This is a genomic window from Modestobacter sp. SYSU DS0657, assembly GCF_054050925.1.
In genome coordinates this window covers 1-19,206 of the sequence record NZ_JBJHAG010000037.1, presented here as the reverse complement: position 1 = coordinate 19,206, position 19,206 = coordinate 1, and the positions used below count along the sequence as shown (strand labels likewise).

The window sequence follows — 19,206 nt, the reverse complement described above, 5'->3', positions numbered from 1 at the left end:
GGTGACCGCCGCCGTCCCCAGCGGCGGTGAGCGTCCCCAGGACGCCGTGCGGGGCGGTGGTCCGCGCGGGAGCCGGGCAGCCTGGTGCCCGTGGGCACGACGCCGGCCGGCCCGGGCCCGGGCACCCAGCTGGGTGGCCTGCTGGGGGACGCCGTCCGGACGCTCGCCGACCTGGTGCTGCCCCGCGCCTGCGCCGGCTGCGCGGTACCCGGCCCGGTGCTGTGCCCGCGCTGCCGGGCGCTGCTGGCCCGCCCTCGGCTGGCCCAGCCGCGGCGGCACCCGCCGGGCTTCCCGCCCACCGTCGCCGCCGGCGCCTACGCCGGGCCGGTGCGCCCGGCGGTGGTCGCCTTCAAGGAGCACGGCCGGGCGGAGCTGGCCGTGCCACTCGGCAGCGCGCTGGCGCTCGCGGTCGCCGCGGTGCTGACCGGCCTGGCGCAGCCGCCTGCGCCGGGTGCACCGGTGCTGCTGGTGCCGGTGCCCAGCTCCGCCGCGGCGGTGCGGGCCCGCGGCCGGGACCACGTGCGCGAGCTGGCCGACCGGGCGGTGACGGACCTGCGCGCCGCGGGGACGCCGGCCACGACGGTCCCGCTGCTGCGACGGCCCCGGGGCGCCGTGGACAGTGCGGGGCTCGGGGCGCGGGAGCGGCAGGCCAACCTGGCCGGCCGGTTCGCCGTGCGGGGCCGCCCGGTGCCGTCCGGCGTCCTGGTCCTGGTCGACGACGTGGTGACCAGCGGGGCCACCCTGACCGAGGCGGCCCGGGCGCTCCGGGCCGCGACGGAGCACGCTCCGCCGGCCGACACGCCGGTGCTCGCCGCGGTGGTCGCCGCGACCCCGCGGCGCGGCTCCGCACCCCGGACGGCGCCCCCACCAGGGGCGTTCACCGTGCGTCGCTGACGGCGGGCCCCGACCGGGGTGTCTCCGGTGTCGGGAACCGGGAGACGCAACTAGCGTGGGTGCGATCACACCCGCTCACCGGGAGGTCTCATGGAGATCGTGGTCCGTGGACGCAACGTCGAGGTGCCCGAGCACTTCCGCACGCACGTCGAGGACAAGGTCGGTCAGCTCGAGCGCTTCGACGGCAAGTTGATCCGCATCGACGTCGAGCTGTTGCACGAGAAGAACCCGCGTCAGGCGGCCAACTGCCAGCGCGTGGAGATCACGCTGCGCGGCAAGGGCCCGGTGGCCCGCGCCGAGGCGTGCGCCCCCGACTTCTACGCCGCGCTCGAGCTCGCGGTGGACAAGCTGGAGAACCGGCTGCGGCGGGCCAACGACCGCCGCCGCGTGCACCACGGCCGCCGGACCCCACCGAGCGTCCGGCTCGACGGCGTCTCCGACGCTCCGGTGGAGACGATGCTGGCCGGCAAGGCCGCGGACCTCGGCGGGGGCGTGCCCGACCTGGAGCCGAACGCCGCGCCGCTGGTCACCGACCTCGACGAGCACCTGCCCGGCCGGATCGTGCGCGAGAAGGTCCACTCGGCCACGCCGATGCACGTCGACCAGGCCCTCTACGAGATGGAGCTCGTGGGCCACGACTTCTTCCTGTTCCTGTGCGCCGACACCGGCCAGCCGTCGGTGGTCTACCGCCGGCACGCCTTCGACTACGGCCTGATCCGGCTGGGCGCGCAGGTGCCGGGTGCCCAGACCGCCGGCGCCGACGCGGCGAGCGGTGGCGGCACCGTCGGGACGACGGAGCGGGAGGCGGCCACCGTCTGAAGAAGGACCTCCCTGCCCCCCACCACTCGCGAGCTCGCGGCGGGCCCTGCAGGGAGGCCGACGGCGGGCCGTCTCCCTTCCGGGAGGCGGCCCGCCGTCGTCAGTCGCCGGGCAGCCGGGAGAACAGCGCCGCGTCGCCACGGCTGCCGTCCCGGTACGGCAGGTAGGAGCGCAGCACGCCCTCCTGGGTGAAGCCCGCCCGGCGGGCGACGGACTGCGAGCCGGTGTTGCGCACGTCAGCGACCAGGTAGACCCGTGGGGCGCCGAGCCCGATGGCCCCGGCCCCCGTGCAGGGGCCCGGCGCGAGCTTGCGAGTGCTGGGGGGCACGGGGGTCCTTCTACCAGTAGCCGATCTCCGGGCCCAGCGGGTGCTGACCGATCCGATGCACGCCAGTGGAGCCGACGACGACCCCGTCGACCTCGATGGCGAGGTTCGTGCCGGTGCCGACCCGACGCTCGGCGGGGGAGTCCTCGAGCACGTAGGCCCGGGCGTCGTCCCGCGTGTACGGCACCGGGATGTTGATCCAGCGCTGGACGTCGGGGTCCTGGCAGCCCGTCAGCACCGCGTCGACGTCGTCCTCCCGGAAAGGGCGCAGCACCAGCCGCTCGGTGCGCACCACCTCGGTGGTCAGGTCCACGCCGTTCAGGTCGAGCACGTCAGTCCTCCGTCGGTCGGGCTGCGGATCGTTCCGCGTTGCCCAGCACCCGGTCCACCGAGATCTCGATGACCACCCGCGCGGGGTTGGGGCGGGGCTGCTTGTAGCGGCGGGCGTAGCGGGCCTCGGCGTCGGCGATCGACGCGGCGTCCTCCCGCAGCACCGCCGTCCCCTCCAGCGTCGCCCAGCGCCGCCCGTCGACGGTGCAGACGGCCACCCGGGACTGCCCGGCCCGGACGTGGCGGGCCTTCACCGACGTGCCCGAGGTGATCACCCGAGCGGTGCCGGTGGCCGGGTCGAAGGTGACCCCGACCGGGACGACGTGCGGCGTGCCGTCGGCGCGCAGCGTGGTGAGGGTCGCCAGGTGCCGTTCGGTGAGGAACGCGACCAGGCCGGGGCCGAAGGACGGCCGGGCCGGTGCGGTGGGGGAGGACACGCCCGCAGACGGTACGGCCGGAACCGCGCGGGGTAGGGAGATCGGCCACGTCGGGACCGCTGCCCGGCTGCGCCGCCTACGCTGGGGTCGTGGTGTTCTCCAAGATCCTGCGTGCCGGTGAGGGCAAGATCGTCCGTCGTCTGTCGAAGATCGCCGATGCGGTCGAGGCGCTGGAGGTCGAGGTCGTCGACCTCACCGACGCCGAGCTGCGGGCCAAGACCGACGAGTTCAAGGCGCGCTACGGCGACGGGGAGACCCTCGACCAGTTGCTGCCCGAGGCGTTCGCGGTGGTGCGCGAGGCGAGCAAGCGCACGCTGGGCCAGCGGCACTACCGGGTCCAGCTGATGGGTGGCGCGGCCCTGCACCTGGGGAACATCGCCGAGATGAAGACCGGTGAGGGCAAGACGCTCACCGGTGTGCTGCCGGCCTACCTCAACGCGCTGTCCGGCGAGGGCGTGCACGTCATCACCACCAACGACTACCTGGCCACCCGCGACGCGGAGTGGATGGGCCGGGTGCAGCGGTTCCTGGGCCTGAGCGTCGGCACGATCGTCTCCGGGCAGCGGCCCGACGTCCGCCGGGAGCAGTACCTGGCCGACATCACGCACGGCACGAACAACGAGTTCGGCTTCGACTACCTGCGCGACAACATGGCCTGGTCCAAGGCCGACCTGGTGCAGCGCGGGCACGCCTACGCCATCGTCGACGAGGTCGACTCGATCCTCATCGACGAGGCCCGCACGCCGTTGATCATCAGCGGCCCGGCCGAGTCCAGCGCCCGCTGGTACGGCGAGTTCGCCCGCATCGCTCCGCTGATGAAGCGCGACCGGCACTACGAGGTCGAGGAGAGCAAGCGGACGGTCGCCATCACCGAGGAGGGCGTGGAGTTCGTCGAGGACCAGCTGGGCATCGACAACCTCTACGAGGCGGCCAACACCCCGCTGATCAGCTACCTGAACAACGCCCTCAAGGCCAAGGAGCTGTTCAAGAAGGACCAGCAGTACATCGTCAGCAACGGCGAGGTGCTCATCGTCGACGAGTTCACCGGCCGCGTGCTGGCCGGCCGTCGCTACAACGAGGGCATGCACCAGGCCATCGAGGCCAAGGAGCGGGTGCAGATCAAGGACGAGAACCAGACGCTCGCCACGATCACCCTGCAGAACTACTTCCGGCTCTACGACAAGCTCTCCGGCATGACCGGCACGGCGCAGACCGAGGCCGCCGAGCTGCACCAGACCTACGGGCTGGGCGTGGTGCCGATCCCGACCAACCGGCCGATGATCCGGGCCGACGAGGCCGACCTGATCTACAAGACCGAGAAGGCCAAGTTCGAGGCGGTCGTCGACGACATCGCCGAGCGGCACGAGGCCGGGCAGCCGGTGCTGGTGGGCACCGCCAGCGTGGAGAAGTCCGAGGTCCTGTCGAAGTTCCTGCTCCGCCGCGGCATCCCGCACGAGGTGCTCAACGCGAAGAACCACGCCCGGGAGGCCGCGATCATCGCGATGGCCGGCCGGCTCGGCGCGGTCACCGTGGCCACCAACATGGCCGGGCGAGGCACCGACATCCAGCTCGGCGGCAACGCCGAGTTCATCGCCGACGAGGCGCTGCGGGCGAAGGGCCTCAGCCCGACGGAGACCCCGGAGGAGTACGAGGCGGCCTGGGACGACGCGCTCGCGGCGGCCAAGGAGCAGGTCAAGGCCGAGCACGACCAGGTGGCCGAGGCCGGGGGCCTCTACGTGCTGGGCACCGAGCGGCACGAGAGCCGCCGCATCGACAACCAGCTGCGCGGTCGCTCCGGCCGGCAGGGCGACCCGGGCGAGTCCCGGTTCTACCTGTCGCTGGGCGATGACCTGATGCGCCGGTTCAACGGGCCGATGCTCGAGAACATGATGAACACGCTGCGGGTCCCCGACGACCAGCCGATCGAGCACAAGATGGTCAGCCGGGCCATCCGCTCGGCGCAGACGCAGCTGGAGCAGCAGAACTACGAGGTCCGCAAGGACGTCCTGAAGTACGACGAGGTGCTCAACCGCCAGCGCACGGTCATCTACGCCGAGCGCCGCAAGGTGCTCGACGGCGAGGACCTGCACGTGCAGGTGCGCAGCATGGTCGACGACGTCGTCGCCGCCTACGTGGACGGCGCCACCGAGCTCGGTTACGCCGAGGACTGGGACCTCGAGCAGCTGTGGACCGGCCTGAAGGCGCTGTACCCGGTGGGTCTGGACCGGCAGGAGCTGCTGGACCGGGTGGCCGACGGCGACCAGGCGGCGCTCACCGCCGACGTGCTCAAGGCCGAACTGCTCGCCGACGTGGAGCGCGCCTACGCGGAGCGGGAGAGCACGCTCGGCGCGGAGGTCATGCGCGAGCTGGAGCGGCGGGTGCTGCTCTCGGTGCTGGATCGCAAGTGGCGCGAGCACCTCTACGAGATGGACTACCTGCGGGCCGGCATCCACCTGCGCGCGATGGCCAACCGCGACCCGGTCGTGGAGTACCAGCGCGAGGGCTACGACATGTTCAACGCGATGCTCGACGGGATCAAGGAGGAGTCCGTCGGCTTCCTGTTCAACATCGAGGTCAAGACCAAGGAGCAGCAGGAAGCCGAGGCCCGGGCCAAGCAGGCGCAGTCCGAGGCGGAGGCGCTGGCCCGCGCCCAGGCCGGCACCCAACGGGTGCTGGCGCGGCAGGCCGCGGCCGCGGCCGCCCAGGCGGCCACCGCGACGGCCGCGCAGGCCCCGGCGCGCACCGACGGCGACGGCCCTGCGCCGGCCACCGACGGTGCGGCGCCGGCCACCGACGGGAACGGTGCACCGCCCGCCGCGACCGGCGATGGTGCCGTGCCGGCCGGCAGTGGCGCCGTGCCGGCAGGGAACGGCAACGGCTCGGGCGATGGCTCGGGCGACGGTGCGGGGACCGCGAGCTCCGCCCGTCGCACCCGGAAGCCCGCCCCCGCCACCGCGACGGCTCCCGAGGCCCCGGCCGCCGCCGCGGTGCCCGGGGCGCCCGACGGGGGGCCGCAGCTGTCGGTGAAGGGCCTCGAGGCGCCGAAGCAGGAGCAGCTGACCTACAGCGCGCCCGGCCTGGACCAGTCCGCCAAGGACGCCGGCCGGCCGAAGGCGGCCAAGTCGGCGACGGTCACCGGCACCAAGGAGACCCCGCGCAACGCTCCCTGCCCCTGCGGCTCGGGGAAGAAGTTCAAACAGTGCCACGGGTCGGCCGCCAACAGCTGAGAAAGGACCCCCTTCCTCCCCACCCTTCGCAAGCTCAGGGCGGGCCCCTGGAAGGGGGCCTAACGACGCCCCGCCGACCGGCCGGTCGGCGGGGCGTCGTGCTGTCCGGGCTCAGCCGATCTGCAGCGCGGTGCACCGCCAGCGCCCGTCGATGCCCTCCAGGCGGGCGGCGACCGCGTGGGCACGCCCGGCCCGGCGGGCCACCGCGCTGACCTCCGCGACGCCGTCCACCGGCTCGCAGACGTGCACCCGGCCCACCAGCAGCGGCGCCGTGCCCTCGGCGCACCAGCGCGGACGGCGCCGCTCGGCGAGGGCGGTGAAGAGCGCGGGGGTGACCAGCGGCTGCAGCTGTGCCATCGGTCGGCGGCCGGCGAACGCCTCCAGGGTGAGGGTGACCAGCCGCCGGCCGGCCGAGGCGGCACCGGGCAGTTCCGCGCGCCCCGACCAGCGGGGGCCGAACTCGGCCTCCTCCGGGGCGAACAGGTGCGCCGCCCGGTCCAGCCGGGGGCGTGGGCCGGGCGGTGGCGCCGGCCGGCGGTGCCGGTGACCGGGCACGAGCAGCCGCACCGGGTGCGCCGCCGGCTCCAGCGTCGGCCCCGGCGTGGGCACCACCGTCAGGTGCATCCGCGGTCGCGTGGTCGGCTCGGCCACGCCGGGCACGGAGGGGGTCAGCTGGTGCTGGGGTGCGCTCATCGGAGCTCCTCGGAGGGCGGGGCCTGCAGCACCTGACCGGGCAGCAGGAGGTCGGGGTCGGGGCCGATCACGTCGGCGTTCGCCTGCCACCAGGCGGCGACCGCGGTGGCGGTGGCGGCGTCGGTGACCGGGGTGCCGGGGGACGTCCGGGCCAGCCAGGCGGCCGCGATGTCCCACAGGCAGTCCCCACGCAGCACCACGTGCTGCGCGGACCGCACGTCGGGCGCGGTGGGGCCGGCCGGCCCGTCCGCGGCGTCGCCGGGGTGATCGCCGGATGGTGGCCAGTCGGCACCGGGCGCCGCGGGCCAGTCGACGTCGGTGCCGGCCGGCCGGTCGGCACCGGGCGCCGTCGGCCAGTCCACGGACACCGGCGACCCGAGGTCGGTGGTGTCGGCGACGGTGGCGACGACGGTGGGCGCGGGCCAGGCCACCGCAGGCGCGGCGGTGACCAGCCCCAGTCCGACGGCGAGGGCGGCCGCTCGACGGGCACCGGCCGGCAGCAGCAGGTGGAGCAGCCGGCTCGCCGCACGGCCGGCCGTGCCCGGCGTGGTGGACAGCGCGGTGAGGAGCAGGCCCACGGCCCCCCAGGCCCAGCACAGCCATGCCGCCGCGGTGACCGCTGCGAGCACCAGCGCGTCCGGGCCCGCGCCGTCGACCAGCCCCTGCGGGTCGGCCAGCGCCGTCCGCACCGCGGCCGGATCGGTGCCCAGGGCAGCCAGCGCCCAGGCGACCGCGGCCATCGCCGCCGTCGTCGTCATCCATCGCCGAGTGGACATCACACCTCCTGGATGACCACCAAACAGGATCAAAGCAAGCAAATGCAACCAAACGAAATGATCTGTGGACGGCTACGCTCCCGCCATGCGCTGGGAGCAGCTGTTCGCCGACCTCGAGGCGCAGGCGGCTGAGCAGGAGGCGGCCGAGCTCGACGCCGAGGCGGCGTCCCGGTCGCGGGCGGAGCTCGGCCGGCTGCAGCTGGCCGATCGGCTGCGCGGCGCGGTCGGCACCGAGATCGCGCTGGCCTGTGCCGGGGTGGGTGAACTCGCCGGACGGCTGGTCGAGGTGGGCGTCGACTGGCTGCTGCTGACCGACGTCCAGCAGCGGGAGCTGCTGGTCGCCACCCGCGCGGTCCGGGCCGTGAGCGGGCTGACGGCCGTGACCGTGGCGGCCCCCGACGTCGGTGCGCCGTCACGGCTGGACCTCCGCCGGGCGCTGCGTGGCCTGGCCCGCGATCGTGCGACGGTGCAGTGCCTGCTCGACGACGGCAGCGTCTTCGCCGGCACCGTCGACCGGGTGGGCGCCGACCACCTGGAGCTGGCCGAGCACGCGATCGACCGCCCGCGCCGGCGGGGTGCGGTCAGCGGGGTGCGGGCGGTCGTGCTGGCGGCGGTGGTCGCCGTGCGCACCCTGCCGCCGGCGGCGGTCTGAGCCCGGAGCTCAGCCGGTCAGGAGGAGGAGTCGACCTGCGTGTCGTTCGCCGCGCTGTCGAGCGCCTCCGGCTCGCCTGCACGCGCCTCGGCGTACTTCTGCTGGATGAAGCGCTCCAGCTCGTCCTTCTCCACCCGCCACTGGCCCCGGCCGCCGATCTGGATCGCGACGAGCTCCTTGCGGCGGACCATCGCGTAGGCCTGCGACCAGGAGACGTTGAGGATCTCCGCGACGTCGTCGAGGGTCCAGAACCGCTGGGTCGCCATGAGGTGGGTCGCTCTCCCGTCGAAGGTGGTCGCCAGTCTGTCAGTCGGGTGGTCCAGGGCTGCATCGTCCACCCGAACGTGTGGACAACGGCTGCGCGGCCGGCGGTTCCTCGGTCATGATCTGCCTCCGCTGCACCGAGCGGTACTGCTCCGGACGCATCCCGTCCGGCCGTCATCCGGGGAGGGACGACCAGGCATGAGCGCGCCGACCACCTCCGTGGCCCCCGGCGTCGGGTCGGCGCCGACCGGCCCGGTCGTCCGGCGCGTCCGCCCGCCGCGCTGGCTGGACCTGCGCCTCGTCCTCGGTGTCCTGCTGGTGCTCGGGTCGGTGCTGGTCGGGGCCCGCGTCGTCACCGCGGCCGACGCGACCGTGCCCGTGTGGTCGGCCGGCGCCGACCTGGCGGCGGGCACGGTGCTGACCGCCGCGGACCTGGTCTCGGTGCCGGTGCGGCTGGACGACGTCGCCGGCGCCTACCTGTCCGCGAGCACGCGCCCCGAGGGCCGGGTGCTCGCGCGAGCGGTCCGCGCCGGTGAGCTGGTGCCCAGGTCGGCGCTGGAGGAGGTCACCGGGCAGGTCCAGCTGGCGCTGCCGGTCCAGGCCGGGTTCGTGCCGCCGGGGCTGTCCCGTGGTCAGCTGGTCGACGTCTACGCGGTGGCCGACCCGGCCGTGGGCGCCTCCCTCGAGACGGGGGGCGACGTGGACCTGGTGGTCGGCGCCGCACCGGTCCAGGCGGTGACCGGTCGGTCCGACGGCGTGCTGTCGGCCTCCACGAGCACCCTGCAGGTCGTGGTCACCGTCCCGACCGACGACGCCCCTGTGGTGCTGGCCGCCATCGGTGGCCGCGGGCTGGTCGTGGTGGTGCGCGACTCGGTCGACGCCGCTGCCGGAACGACGACCTCCGGGGACGCCGCCGCCGACCGGGGACCGACCGGCTGATGGGGCTGCAGGTCTTCACCGCCGTCACCGGGGCCGCCTGGGAGTCCGAGCTGGTCGGAGCCCTGGACCGGGAGGACCACGGCGTCACCGTCGTCCGCCGGTGCGTCGACGTCGCCGACCTGCTCGCCGCGGCCAGCACCGGCACCGGCCAGGCCGCGCTGCTCTCCGCTGAGCTGCGGAGGCTGGACGGCGCCGCCGTGAACAGGTTGATCGCCGCGGGGGTCGCGGTGGTGGGGTTGGTAGAGCCCGGTGACCTGCGTGCCGGCGACCGGCTGCGCCAGCTCGGCGTCGAGCGGGTGCTGCCGGCCGACGCACCGGCGGAGGAGATCGCGCGGGCGCTGCGGGCCGCGGTCGCCGGGGGTGTGCCGGCCGGCTGGGACGTCGCCGACCCGCGTGGGGCCCTCCGCCCGGCCGAGCCGGGTCACGAGGAGCCGCCCCGGCCGGCCGGGCGGGGTCGGGTGGTGGCCGTCTGGGGTCCGACGGGAGCCCCGGGGCGGACCACGGTCGCGGTGGGCCTGGCCGACGAGGCGGCCCGGCTGGACGTGAGCACCCTGCTGGTGGACGCCGACGTCTACGGCGGCGTGGTGGCCCAGGTCCTCGGGCTGCTGGACGAGTCGCCGGGGGTGGCCGCTGCCGCGAGGCAGGCCGGCGCGGGCACCCTCGACGGCCCCGCGCTGTCCCGGCTGGCCGGGGCGGTGGGGCCACGGTTGCGGGTGCTCACCGGGCTGGCGCGCGCCGACCGGTGGCCGGAGCTGCGTCCGCAGGCGGTCGCCGTGGTGCTGGAGGAGGCCCGGCGGCTGGCCTCCCTCACCGTGGTCGACTGCGCGTTCTGCCTGGAGGAGGACGAGGAGCTGTCCTTCGACACGGCGGCGCCCCGGCGCAACGGCGCCACCCTGGCCGTGCTCGAGGCCGCGGACGAGGTGCTGTGCGTGAGCGGTGCCGATCCGGTGGCGCTGCAGCGGACGATCCGGGCGCTCGACGAGCTGCGTGCGGTGCTGCCCGAGGTCCACCCGAGGGTGGTCGTCAACCAGCTGCGCCGCGGCCCGGTGGCCGGGGACCCGCGGCGGGAGGTCGCTGCGGCGCTGGCCCGCTTCACCGGCGCGGAGGTGGACTGCTTCCTCCCCGCGGACCGGCGATCGACCGACACCGCCCTCGCCGCGGGCCGGACGCTGGCCGAGGTGGCGCCGGGGTCTCCGCTGCGGGCCGCGCTGCGCGAGCTCGCCGCCGGACTGAGCGGTGCACCGGTGCCGGTGGGCCGCCGGCGCGCTCGCGGCTGAGCCGCCGGTCGGGGCGGACCCGTGGGGCCACCCCGACCGGGTGGAGGGCCACCCCGTAGGTTGGGGCGACCGTCAGTGAGGGAGGTCACGCCGTGGTCCAACGGCTCACCGCGCTGGACGCGTCCTTCCTGTACCTCGAGGAACCGGCGACGCCCATGCACGTGGGTGGGGTGCTGGTGCTCGAGTGCCCCGACGGCGGGCTCGACCACGAGGCGCTCGTCGCGCTGGTCCAGGCCCGCCTGCCGCTCGTGCCCCGCTACCGGCAGAAGGTGCTGGAGGTGCCCGGGCACCTGGCCAACCCGGCCTGGGTCGACGACCCGGACTTCGACATCAGCTACCACGTCCGGCGCTCCGCGCTGCCCCGCCCGGGCACCGAGGAGCAGCTGCTGGACCTGGTCGCGCGGCTGACCGCCCGGCCGCTGGACCGCACCCGGCCGCTGTGGGAGATGTACCTGGTCGAGGGGCTGGCCGGTGACCGCACGGCGGTGGTGACCAAGACCCACCCGGCGCTGGTCGACGAGCTCGGCGCCATCGACATCGGGCAGGTCATCCTGGACACCAGCCCGCACGCCGATGCCGGCACGGTGGCCGTGCCCGACGACTGGCGGCCCCGGCGCCCTCCGGGCCCGGCCGCGCTGGTCTGGGAGGCGGTCGAGGACTACCTGCAGCGGCCCTCGGCCGTGCTGGACACCGCCCGGACCGCGGTCGGTGACGTGCGGGCCACGGCCGCCCGCTGGGCCGGCGTGGCCACCGGCCTGCTGGCCGCCGCCGCCCGGACCGCGGTGTCCCCGGCCCCGGCCAGCCCGCTGAACGCGCCGATCGGCCGGCAGCGGCGGTTCGCCGTCGCCCGGGTGTCCCTGGCGGAGCTGCGGGAGGTGCGCCGGTCCCTCGGCGGCACCGTCAACGACGTGCTGCTCAGCACGGTCACCGGGGCGCTGCGGGAGTGGTTGCTGTCCCGCGGGGAGCCGGTGGTGGGCAGCACCGTGGTGCGGGCCCTGGTGCCGGTGTCGGTGCGCACCGACGACGACGCGGGCGGCAACCGGGTCTCCTCGTTGCTGGTGGACCTGCCGGTCGGGGAGCCGAACCCGCGGGTGCGCCTGGCCCGGATCAGCTACGCCATGCGCGGGCTGGCGCCGCGCAGCCAGTCGGTGGGCGCCGACACGCTCAGCGCGCTGTCCGGTTTCGCCCCGCCGACCCTGCACGCCCTCGGCGCCCGCGCCGCCAGCGGGCTGTCGCGGCGGCTGTTCAACCTGGTGGTCACCAACGTCCCCGGACCGCAGGTGCCGCTGTACGCGGGCGGGGCCCGGATGGTCGAGGTCTTCCCGGTGGTGCCGCTGGTTCGCGGGCAGGGCCTGGCCATCGGCCTGACCAGCTACGACGGCACCGTGTACGTCGGCCTGAACGCCGACCGGGACAGCATCAGCGACGTCGAGGTGCTCGCCGACCTCATCGAGCAGGAGGTCGGCGACCTGCGCGGGGCCGCCGGCTGAGGGAGTACCTCCTGCCCACCCCTCGCAGGCGCTCCGGGAGGTGGCCGGACCGGCTGCTCTCGCCTGCCGGGGAACGAGGCGCGCGGCCGGCGACGTTACGGTCGCTGTTCCACGACTGAGGAGGCGACCCGGGTGCGCGTGTACGTGCCGGCCACGACGACCGTCCTGCGACGGCTGCTGGACGACGGCCGACTGGAGGGTCCGCTCACGGTGTTCGCCGTCACGCCGCAGCTGCGCAGCCACTACGAGCTGAGCGACGGTCTCAGCGACGACGAGGAGCTGGAGTACGCCGCGCTGCTCGCCGCGGCCCGGGCCAGCCTCCGGCTGATCGACGTCGACCCGACCGCCGCCCGGCGCCGGGTGGTGCTGGCCGCCGACGTGCCCGACGCCTCGCTGACCCCGATCGAGGACCCCGCCGCTGATCCCGGGGCCGCGCGGACCACCGCTGCCGTCGCCCTGGCGGACGTGGCCAGCGCGCACCTCGACGTGGCCGAGGCCGAGGCGGACGTCGCGGCCGCGGTCGCCGTGGTGCTGGAGGCAGACCTGGGCAGTGACGAGGCGCAGTTCGCCGTGGACCAGGCCGAGGGCCACGAGCTCGCCTGGTACGCGACGCAGGAGATCGGGCCGGCGCTCGAGCTGCTCTGACCACCGCGCCGGGTCACGCCGCCTCGCGCGGGATCCGGCGCCGTGCGACCTGCACCCGCGTCGGCTCGCCGCGGACGAGCAGCCACCCGGAGCCGGGCCGGCCCGGCAGGGGCGTGCGCGGGAGGCGCAGCCCGAGCAGTTCGGCGTCGCCGGGGCCCGGACGAAGCAGCAGTGCGGTGCGGGACCGGCGCAGCGCGGCCACCGGCCCGCGGAAGCTCCCGGCCAGCTCGGCCGGGCTGCCGGCCGCGATGACCAGCACGGCACCCGAGGCGGGTGCGTCACCCGCGGGGCTCCCGGCCGGTGCGCCGGCCGCCACCGCGAGCGCGTCGGCCACTGCGTCGGGCAGCGAGGTGACGTCGTCGGCCAGCACCACCCTGGCGCCGGGGCCCGGCTCGGCGAGCCAGGCCCGCAGCCCGGTCACGTCGCCGCGGTCCACCCGGTCCACCCGGTCCACCCGGTCGACCCGGTGCTCCGGGCTGTCCGGGCTGTCCTGGCCGCCCCGGTGCTGCTGGCCGTCGTGGCCGTCGCCCGGGGGCGGCGCCGCCAGTTCGAGCACCCGGGCGCCGCTGGCGCGGCAGTGCCGGCCGAAGGCGCGCACCGCCTCGCTGCGGCCGCTCCCGGGCGGACCGACGACCAGCAGCCCACCGCCTGCCCCGAGGTCGACCCCGGTCACCTGGCCCTCGTCGCCACCGGGGCCCACGGGGAGCCAGCGGTACCCCGCGTCCGGGAACGGCAACGGCAGCTCGGGGTCGGCGGGCAGGTCGGTGACCCGCACCGGGGCGGAGCCGCCGGTGCGCGGCGGCCAGGCCCGGACGGTGCCCCGGGGCGAGGCCAGCTGGCACTCCACGGCGTCCTCACCCACCAGTGCCCGGCCCGGGGGGCGGTGCTCGGGCACCGCGCGGGCGGGCACCCCGGCGACCGCGTAGTCGGTGCGGTCCGGCAGTGGCAGGACCAGACGCTCCCGCACCGCACTGGCCAGCCTGCTCCCGGGCACCGCCCGATCGGCCGTCAGGGCGACGGTCAGCCCCACCGCACCGCCCTCCCGGCAGAGGCGGATGAGATCGGCGGCGCCGCCCGCGGGGTCGCCGTTCTCGAGCTCGGCGGCGAGGCTGTCGTAGCCGTCGACCAGCAGGAGGACGAGCGGCTGGTCCGGCGGGTGCCCGGCACGCCGGCGCTCCAGCTCCGCGGCCAGCCGGTGCAGCAGCCGACCACTGCGGTGCGGGTCGCCGCGCCCCACCACGGTGCCGGTGTGCGGCAGCTCCGCGGCTCGCGTGCCCACCGCGCCGCCGCCGTGGTCGAGCACGTGGACGTGCAGCTGATCGGGGGAGAGCTGCGTCGCCGCCTCCGTCAGCACCGTCTCCAGCGCGGTGCTCCGCCCACTGCGCGGCCCACCCACCGCCAGCCAGCCGCCACCGGCGGCGAGGTCCAGCTCGAGGGGCGGTTGCACCTGCCGGTCGGGGACGTCGAGCAGGCCGATCCGGAGGACCGTCGGGCCGGTCGTGGCCCGGTCGGTGAGCAGGTCGGCGACGGTGAGCCGGCTGGGGAGCGGGGGCAGCCAGGGACGCGGGGGCGGCTGCAGCCCCTCTCCGGCCGCCCGCCGACCGACGGCGGCGACGATCCGGGCGAGGTCGGTGGTGCCGTCGCTGCGGCACCTTCTCGTGGCGGGTGCGGACTGCGGTGGCCAGGCCCGCCGGCGCACGTGGACCTCCGGCCCGGCCGGTGCCGGTGTGGAGACCCGGGCGACCTGGAGGAGGACCGGTGCCGCGCTGCCGGCGCGCAGCCACGCCCGACCGGGGCGGTCGGCGGGCAGCTGGGCGGGCGGTGCGCCGCCGAGCACGTCGCGGGCCTCGGCCTCGTCGGTGGTGCGCAGGCAGATCCGCAGGGAGCAGTTGGCCCGGATCTCCGGGCTCACCACCCCGGAGGGGCGCTGGGTGGCGAGGACCAGGTGCACCCCCAGGGAGCGCCCGCGCTGCGCGATGCCCACCAGTCCGCTGACGAAGCCGGGCAGGTCCTCCACCAGGGTGGCGAACTCGTCGACCACGATGACCAACCGGGCCAGCGCCACCTCGTCGGGCAGGCTCCCGACGTCCCGGGCGCCGTGGGCGGCGAGCAGCCGCTCCCGGCGGGTGAGCTCGGCGGCCAGGGACCGCAGCGCTCGCGCGGTCGACTGGTGGTCCAGGTCGGTGAGCACCCCGACGGTGTGCGGCATCGCGGCGGCCTCGGCGAAGGCCGCGCCGCCCTTGTAGTCGACCAGCAGGAGGCTGCAGCGGTCCGGTGGGTGGTGCAGCGCCAGGCTGGCGACCAGGGTCTGCAGCAGCTCGGACTTCCCCGACCCCGTCGTGCCCGCGACGAGCGCGTGCGGCCCCTGGGCCACCAGGTCCAGGGTCAGCGGGCCGCGGCTGGTGGCGCCGAGGGTGGCCGTCAGCCGGGTGCGCGAACGGTCCCAGTCAGGGGTGGGCTGGTCGCCGGTCCGCCCGGGGGGTGCGCAGAGCTCGAGCAGCCGGGCGCTGTCGGGGATCCCGGACCCGTCGGCCGGCGCGGTGAGCGCGGCCAGTGTGCGGGCCAGTGCCGCCGCCGTGGTCTCCCGCACCCCGTCCAGCGTGATCGGGCGGCCGGGGGTGCCGGGCAGCACGAGCCGGCCGGCCGAACCGGTCTCGCCGGTGACGGTCAGCTGCGCACCGGATGCCGGCCCCGGCCGATCGGTGAGCTCGAGCACGGCCACGCGCGGTGCAGCGGCCACCAGCGCGGCCCGGGTCTCGGCGTCCATGGGGCCGTCGACCACGACGAGGGTCCGGCCACCGGTGTCGCCGCCCCGGTCACCGCCTCCGCCGCCGGCCGGGGAGGCGACGGGCCGGTCGCCCGCGGAGAGCCCGGCCGGGTGGACCCCGCCCAGTTGCGGCAGCCAGCGGACCCACGCCCAGTCGGCGAGTCGGGCCGGGGCGCAGACCAGCTCGAGGGACAGGGCCCCGGGCGGGCAGAGCGCGGCCAGCTGGCACACCAGGGTCCGCGTCGTGGCCAGGACGGCCGGCCGCGGGCCGGAGAGCGTCAGACCGCCGCAGGAACCGAGGTCCAGGGTGATCGGGACGGCGTCGGCCGGCGCCGCGGATCGCCCGCCGTCCGGGCCGGAGGCGGTCACCGCCGTGGGGCCGGGGCCGCTGCCCAGGCGCACCACCCAGCCGGACGGGTCGTGCGCGCTGCGGGACCACAGCGGTGCGACCCGCCGCCGCGCCGCGGCGACCAGCCGGGCGACGTCGGGGTGGCGCTCGTCCTGGCCGACCACGTCTGCGGTGACCGCGGCAGCCAGCTCGAGCTCCGCCCGGGCCAGCGCGACCGCGTGCTCGGCGCGGGCCCGCCGGCCGGCCCGGCGGCCGGTGAGCCGGTCGGACCACCAGCCGGCCACGGCCACCGCCGGGCTGAGCAGGGCGAAGAACAGGAACGCCGGGGTGTCGAGCAGCCAGGCCATCGCGACGCCGCCGACCGCGGGCAGGGACACCGCCACCCAGCTCAGGCGCCGGCTCGGCGGGTCGGCCGGCGGGGCGGGCAGCTCGACGGTGACGGGGACGGGCGGCGGTGGGGTGACCGCGACGGGACGCACCACCAGCCGTCCCGCGCTGGCGTCCAGGCTCTCCAGCGGGGAGCCCGCGGGGCCGGTCAGCCGGAGGGTGGTGGCACCCAGCCGGATCGCCTCGCCCACCGGCCAGGTCGTCTCGGCGGAGCCCAGCGGGACAGCGCCCTGCCGCGTGGTCAGCACCGTGCCGTTCGAGGAACCGAGGTCGGCGACGGTCACCCGCCCCTCGGCGACGGTGACGGCGGCGTGCCGGCGGGACACGTCCGGGTCGTCCAGGTGCAGCCCGCACGTCGAGCTCCTCCCCACGACGAGCCGCCCGCGCCCCAGCGGCAGGCAGCGCCCGGCGTCGGGCCCACCGACGACCTGCAGCTCCAGCGCCCCGGCCCGCTCCGTGGTCGGGTCCCGCGGGGCGGGACGGCCCCAGCCCAGCACTGCGGCGTGGTGCAGCTCGGGGACCGACAGCGGTGTGCCGCCGGGCAGCTCCGTCGAGCCGGACCACAGCGGGCCGGCCGACGGGCCCAGCTCGACGGCGAGGGCGGGCAGGACGTCGTCCAGCACGGCGTCCTCGGGCGCGGAGACCTCGACGTCGACGGCGCCCCGGGCCGTGTGCAGCGTCCAGCTGCGGCTGGTGGTCCGCGCCCCGCCCGGGGCGCCGGCTGAGGTGGGCACCGGGGGATCGTGCCGCTCCCGGATCGCCCGTGGCGCCGGCCCGGCGGATCTGTGGACAGCGCCGGAGGCTGTGGACGACGGACGACGCCGACCGGCCCGGCCACCTAGCGTCCTGCTCCACCCGGGAGGTGCCCGGGTCAGGAGGAGGAACGGTGAAGGTCGACATCGCGACGTTGCAGGGGATGGCCGGCCGGTGCCAGGCCGAGGCCGGGGAGACCACGGCGCGGCACACGGCGTTGTCCGCCGGGATCAACACCTCGGTGCTCGAGGGGTGGACCGACAGCCAGGCGGCGGTGCAGTTCACCGAGCTCTACGAGAAGTGGCGGCTGTCCAGCCAGGGGCTGAGCGAGGCGCTGACCGGGATGGGGCAGCTGCTCACCAACGTCGCGGCCGCCTACCAGCAGCACGAGGCGGAGATGGCCGCCCGGATCGGCGCGATGATCTGAGGCGCCGCGATGTGAGGCGCCGCGATGTGAGGCGCCGCGATGTGAGGCGCCGCGATCTGAGGTGCTCGCGACCCGAGAGGCGCGGTCCCAGGTGTCGGGTGCCGCCGCACCCGGCGCCGGTCAGCTCCGGGCGGGAGCCGGCACCGGCGCGGTGGGTCGGTCGGGGGTCGTGTCCCGGCGGCGGGCGGTAAGCCGCTCCCAGGGCAGGATCGACAGGATCGCGATGCAGTGCGGCAGGAAGATGATGCTGACGCCGGCGTAGACCATCACGTGGAAGCCGAGCAGGAAGAGCACCAGGCCGATCCGGGCCCGGTCGGTGCGCACCAGCAGGATCAGCGGTGCGGCCAGCTCGACCACGATCATCACCCACTGCGCCGCCGGCAGCAGCCAGGCCACGTCCAGCGTCCACATCGACAGGTCCGTGCCGCGGCGCAGCACGGCGCGGGTGAGCGTCGACCCGGTGGCCCAGTCCCAGCCCCCGAACCGGATCTTCGCCCAGGCGGCGAGGAAGTAGGTGAGCATCACGGTGACCAGCACGGCGGCCATCGCGAAGCCGGCGGCCTCCGAGGAGCGGCGGTCCCGGAACCGGGCCGCCCCGATGGTGGGCAGCACGGCGAGGGCGACCAGGAAGGCGATCCGGTCGTGGTCGACCTTCCCGTAGCTCATCGCGATCACCATCCACTCCATGTACAGGAGGAAGACGGTGGCGCCGAGCAGCCGGGGCGCGCGGCCGGTGGCGGCGGCCACCGCGGCGAGCACCAGCGCCCACTGCACGACCACCACGAGGGTGTGCGTCGGGGTGGGCAGGTGCAGCAGCCGGCCGATCAGCAGCGGCTGGTACCAGTCGGTGGGCACGTCGGCGTGGGCACGCACCCACCCCGTGGTCAGGAAGACGTCGACCGGGATGAACAGGTAGGCGATCACCCGGAAGACCGCGATGCGGGCCAGCGGCACCGGGCGGAACCACCAGCTGGGGGTGCCGGGGACGGCCGGCGCCTCCTCGGGGCGCACCGGTGCCGCGGCGGGTGGGGTGGTGGCTGCGGTGCTCATCCGTCGTCCTCCAGCTGGTACTCGATCAGCACCCGGTCGCTGACCTCGCCGGTCCGCTGGCCGTCGGAGAGCTCGAAGCGGCGCTGCACGACCTGCACCTCCACCAGCTCCTCGGCATCGGGGTGGTGCTCGGCGTATGAGTCGGCGAGGAGCCCCAGCAGCGAGGGGTCACGGTGGATGCGGGGGAGCTGCCCCTCGAACTCCGCCCGGCGCAGGCCGACCTCCCCACCGGACAGCCGCACCTCCGTGCCGGCCGGGGTCAGCCCGACCACCCGGGTGGAGGTCACCGGGGTGTCCGGGTTCGCGCGGGTCGAGTACATCCGGAACGGGCCGAAGGGGAACGCGTCGTCGTCGCCCCAGACGGTGCCGGCCAGCAGCAGCGCCAGCACCACCGCCGCGGCGGCGAGCCGGGCACGCCGCCCGGCTGACGTCAGCCGCACCACCTCACCCTCGGCGGGCAGGTCGGGAGCGGACTGCAGGTGCACCGGGCCATCGTAGGAGCGGCGCCCGTGCGTGCGGGCCATCGTCGCCCCGCCCGGGCAACTCCCGTTCCGCGTGTGGAACGGGGGTCGCCTGGGGCGTCCGCGTCCCGTCGTCGCGAGCCGGTGCGGCGGGGGGGGGGGGCCCGCCCGGGGGGGCCCCCACCCCCCCCCCCCCCCCCCGCGCGCCCCGCGGCGCCCCCCCCGCCGCCCCCCCCCCCCCCCC

18 protein-coding genes are annotated in these 19,206 nt (G+C 76.2%); 9 read left to right on the top strand and 9 right to left on the bottom strand.

What is annotated here, in order from left to right; translation table 11 throughout:
• Positions 1 to 90 precede the first annotated feature (90 nt).
• Both ACI79A_RS18060 and hpf read left to right on the top strand, forming a co-directional pair.
• Positions 91 to 894, top strand: a complete 804-nt coding sequence (locus ACI79A_RS18060) for a ComF family protein (RefSeq protein ID WP_457085141.1) — start codon at positions 91 to 93, stop codon at positions 892 to 894.
• A gap of 90 nt (positions 895 to 984) precedes the next feature.
• Positions 985 to 1,713: a ribosome hibernation-promoting factor, HPF/YfiA family gene (gene hpf / locus ACI79A_RS18055; protein WP_457085140.1), complete on the top strand. Its 729-nt coding sequence runs from the start codon at positions 985 to 987 to the stop codon at positions 1,711 to 1,713.
• A gap of 100 nt (positions 1,714 to 1,813) precedes the next feature.
• On the opposite strand, the gene ACI79A_RS18050 is transcribed toward hpf, so the two are convergent.
• The 3 genes from ACI79A_RS18050 to ACI79A_RS18040 are packed head-to-tail and all read right to left on the bottom strand — an operon-like array spanning position 1,814 to position 2,805.
• Positions 1,814 to 2,041: a GNAT family N-acetyltransferase gene (locus ACI79A_RS18050; protein ID WP_457085139.1), complete on the bottom strand. Its 228-nt coding sequence runs from the start codon at positions 2,039 to 2,041 to the stop codon at positions 1,814 to 1,816.
• A 10-nt stretch (positions 2,042 to 2,051) separates the two neighbouring features.
• Complete coding sequence (locus ACI79A_RS18045) at positions 2,052 to 2,369, bottom strand: GNAT family N-acetyltransferase (protein ID WP_457085138.1); 318 nt, start codon at positions 2,367 to 2,369, stop codon at positions 2,052 to 2,054.
• Between the two features lies 1 nt (position 2,370).
• Complete coding sequence (locus ACI79A_RS18040) at positions 2,371 to 2,805, bottom strand: pyridoxamine 5'-phosphate oxidase family protein (RefSeq protein WP_457085137.1); 435 nt, start codon at positions 2,803 to 2,805, stop codon at positions 2,371 to 2,373.
• An 89-nt stretch (positions 2,806 to 2,894) separates the two neighbouring features.
• Here ACI79A_RS18040 and secA point away from each other — a divergent pair, with 89 nt between their 5' ends.
• Positions 2,895 to 6,032, top strand: a complete 3,138-nt coding sequence (gene secA / locus ACI79A_RS18035) for a preprotein translocase subunit SecA (protein ID WP_457085136.1) — start codon at positions 2,895 to 2,897, stop codon at positions 6,030 to 6,032.
• A 111-nt stretch (positions 6,033 to 6,143) separates the two neighbouring features.
• Here the strand turns inward: secA and ACI79A_RS18030 are convergent, their stop codons facing one another.
• Both ACI79A_RS18030 and ACI79A_RS18025 read right to left on the bottom strand, forming a co-directional pair.
• Positions 6,144 to 6,725 (bottom strand): Rv3235 family protein, encoded by a 582-nt coding sequence (locus ACI79A_RS18030; protein WP_457085135.1) that lies wholly within the window; start codon positions 6,723 to 6,725, stop codon positions 6,144 to 6,146.
• The gene (locus tag ACI79A_RS18025) at positions 6,722 to 7,501 is read right to left on the bottom strand and encodes a LysM peptidoglycan-binding domain-containing protein (RefSeq protein WP_457085134.1); all 780 of its coding nucleotides are present in this window, start codon (positions 7,499 to 7,501) and stop codon (positions 6,722 to 6,724) included. Before ACI79A_RS18025 ends, ACI79A_RS18030 begins: the two co-directional genes overlap by 4 nt.
• 85 nt (positions 7,502 to 7,586) lie before the next feature.
• Here ACI79A_RS18025 and ACI79A_RS18020 point away from each other — a divergent pair, with 85 nt between their 5' ends.
• A complete protein-coding gene (locus ACI79A_RS18020; protein ID WP_457085133.1) occupies positions 7,587 to 8,153 on the top strand; it encodes a hypothetical protein in 567 nt (188 codons plus the stop codon).
• Positions 8,154 to 8,170: 17 nt separating this feature from the next.
• Here ACI79A_RS18020 and ACI79A_RS18015 read toward each other — a convergent pair whose 3' ends face one another.
• A complete protein-coding gene (locus ACI79A_RS18015) occupies positions 8,171 to 8,419 on the bottom strand; it encodes a helix-turn-helix domain-containing protein (protein ID WP_457085132.1) in 249 nt (82 codons plus the stop codon).
• A 196-nt stretch (positions 8,420 to 8,615) separates the two neighbouring features.
• Here ACI79A_RS18015 and ACI79A_RS18010 point away from each other — a divergent pair, with 196 nt between their 5' ends.
• From ACI79A_RS18010 to ACI79A_RS17995, 4 genes are all read left to right on the top strand, one after another.
• A complete protein-coding gene (locus ACI79A_RS18010) occupies positions 8,616 to 9,356 on the top strand; it encodes an SAF domain-containing protein (protein WP_457085131.1) in 741 nt (246 codons plus the stop codon).
• Positions 9,356 to 10,633, top strand: a complete 1,278-nt coding sequence (locus tag ACI79A_RS18005; protein ID WP_457085130.1) for an AAA family ATPase — start codon at positions 9,356 to 9,358, stop codon at positions 10,631 to 10,633. The genes ACI79A_RS18010 and ACI79A_RS18005 overlap by 1 nt, the downstream gene beginning before the upstream one ends.
• A 92-nt stretch (positions 10,634 to 10,725) precedes the next feature.
• Entirely contained in the window at positions 10,726 to 12,123 is a 1,398-nt protein-coding gene (locus ACI79A_RS18000; protein ID WP_457085129.1) for a WS/DGAT/MGAT family O-acyltransferase, read from the top strand.
• Between the two features lie 132 nt (positions 12,124 to 12,255).
• Positions 12,256 to 12,768, top strand: coding sequence for a DUF6912 family protein (locus tag ACI79A_RS17995; protein ID WP_457085128.1), 513 nt, complete (start codon positions 12,256 to 12,258; stop codon positions 12,766 to 12,768).
• A 13-nt stretch (positions 12,769 to 12,781) separates the two neighbouring features.
• Here ACI79A_RS17995 and ACI79A_RS17990 read toward each other — a convergent pair whose 3' ends face one another.
• Positions 12,782 to 17,005, bottom strand: coding sequence for an FtsK/SpoIIIE domain-containing protein (locus ACI79A_RS17990; RefSeq protein WP_457085127.1), 4,224 nt, complete (start codon positions 17,003 to 17,005; stop codon positions 12,782 to 12,784).
• A gap of 152 nt (positions 17,006 to 17,157) precedes the next feature.
• Between ACI79A_RS17990 and ACI79A_RS17985 the strand changes: the two genes are divergently transcribed.
• On the top strand, positions 17,158 to 17,451 hold the full coding sequence (locus tag ACI79A_RS17985; protein ID WP_457085126.1) for a WXG100 family type VII secretion target: 294 nt from the start codon (positions 17,158 to 17,160) through the stop codon (positions 17,449 to 17,451).
• 120 nt (positions 17,452 to 17,571) lie between these two features.
• Here ACI79A_RS17985 and ACI79A_RS17980 read toward each other — a convergent pair whose 3' ends face one another.
• Positions 17,572 to 18,501 (bottom strand): MFS transporter permease, encoded by a 930-nt coding sequence (locus tag ACI79A_RS17980; protein ID WP_457085125.1) that lies wholly within the window; start codon positions 18,499 to 18,501, stop codon positions 17,572 to 17,574.
• Complete coding sequence (locus ACI79A_RS17975) at positions 18,498 to 18,986, bottom strand: hypothetical protein (RefSeq protein ID WP_457085124.1); 489 nt, start codon at positions 18,984 to 18,986, stop codon at positions 18,498 to 18,500. The genes ACI79A_RS17980 and ACI79A_RS17975 overlap by 4 nt, the downstream gene beginning before the upstream one ends.
• Positions 18,987 to 19,206: the final 220 nt, after the last annotated feature.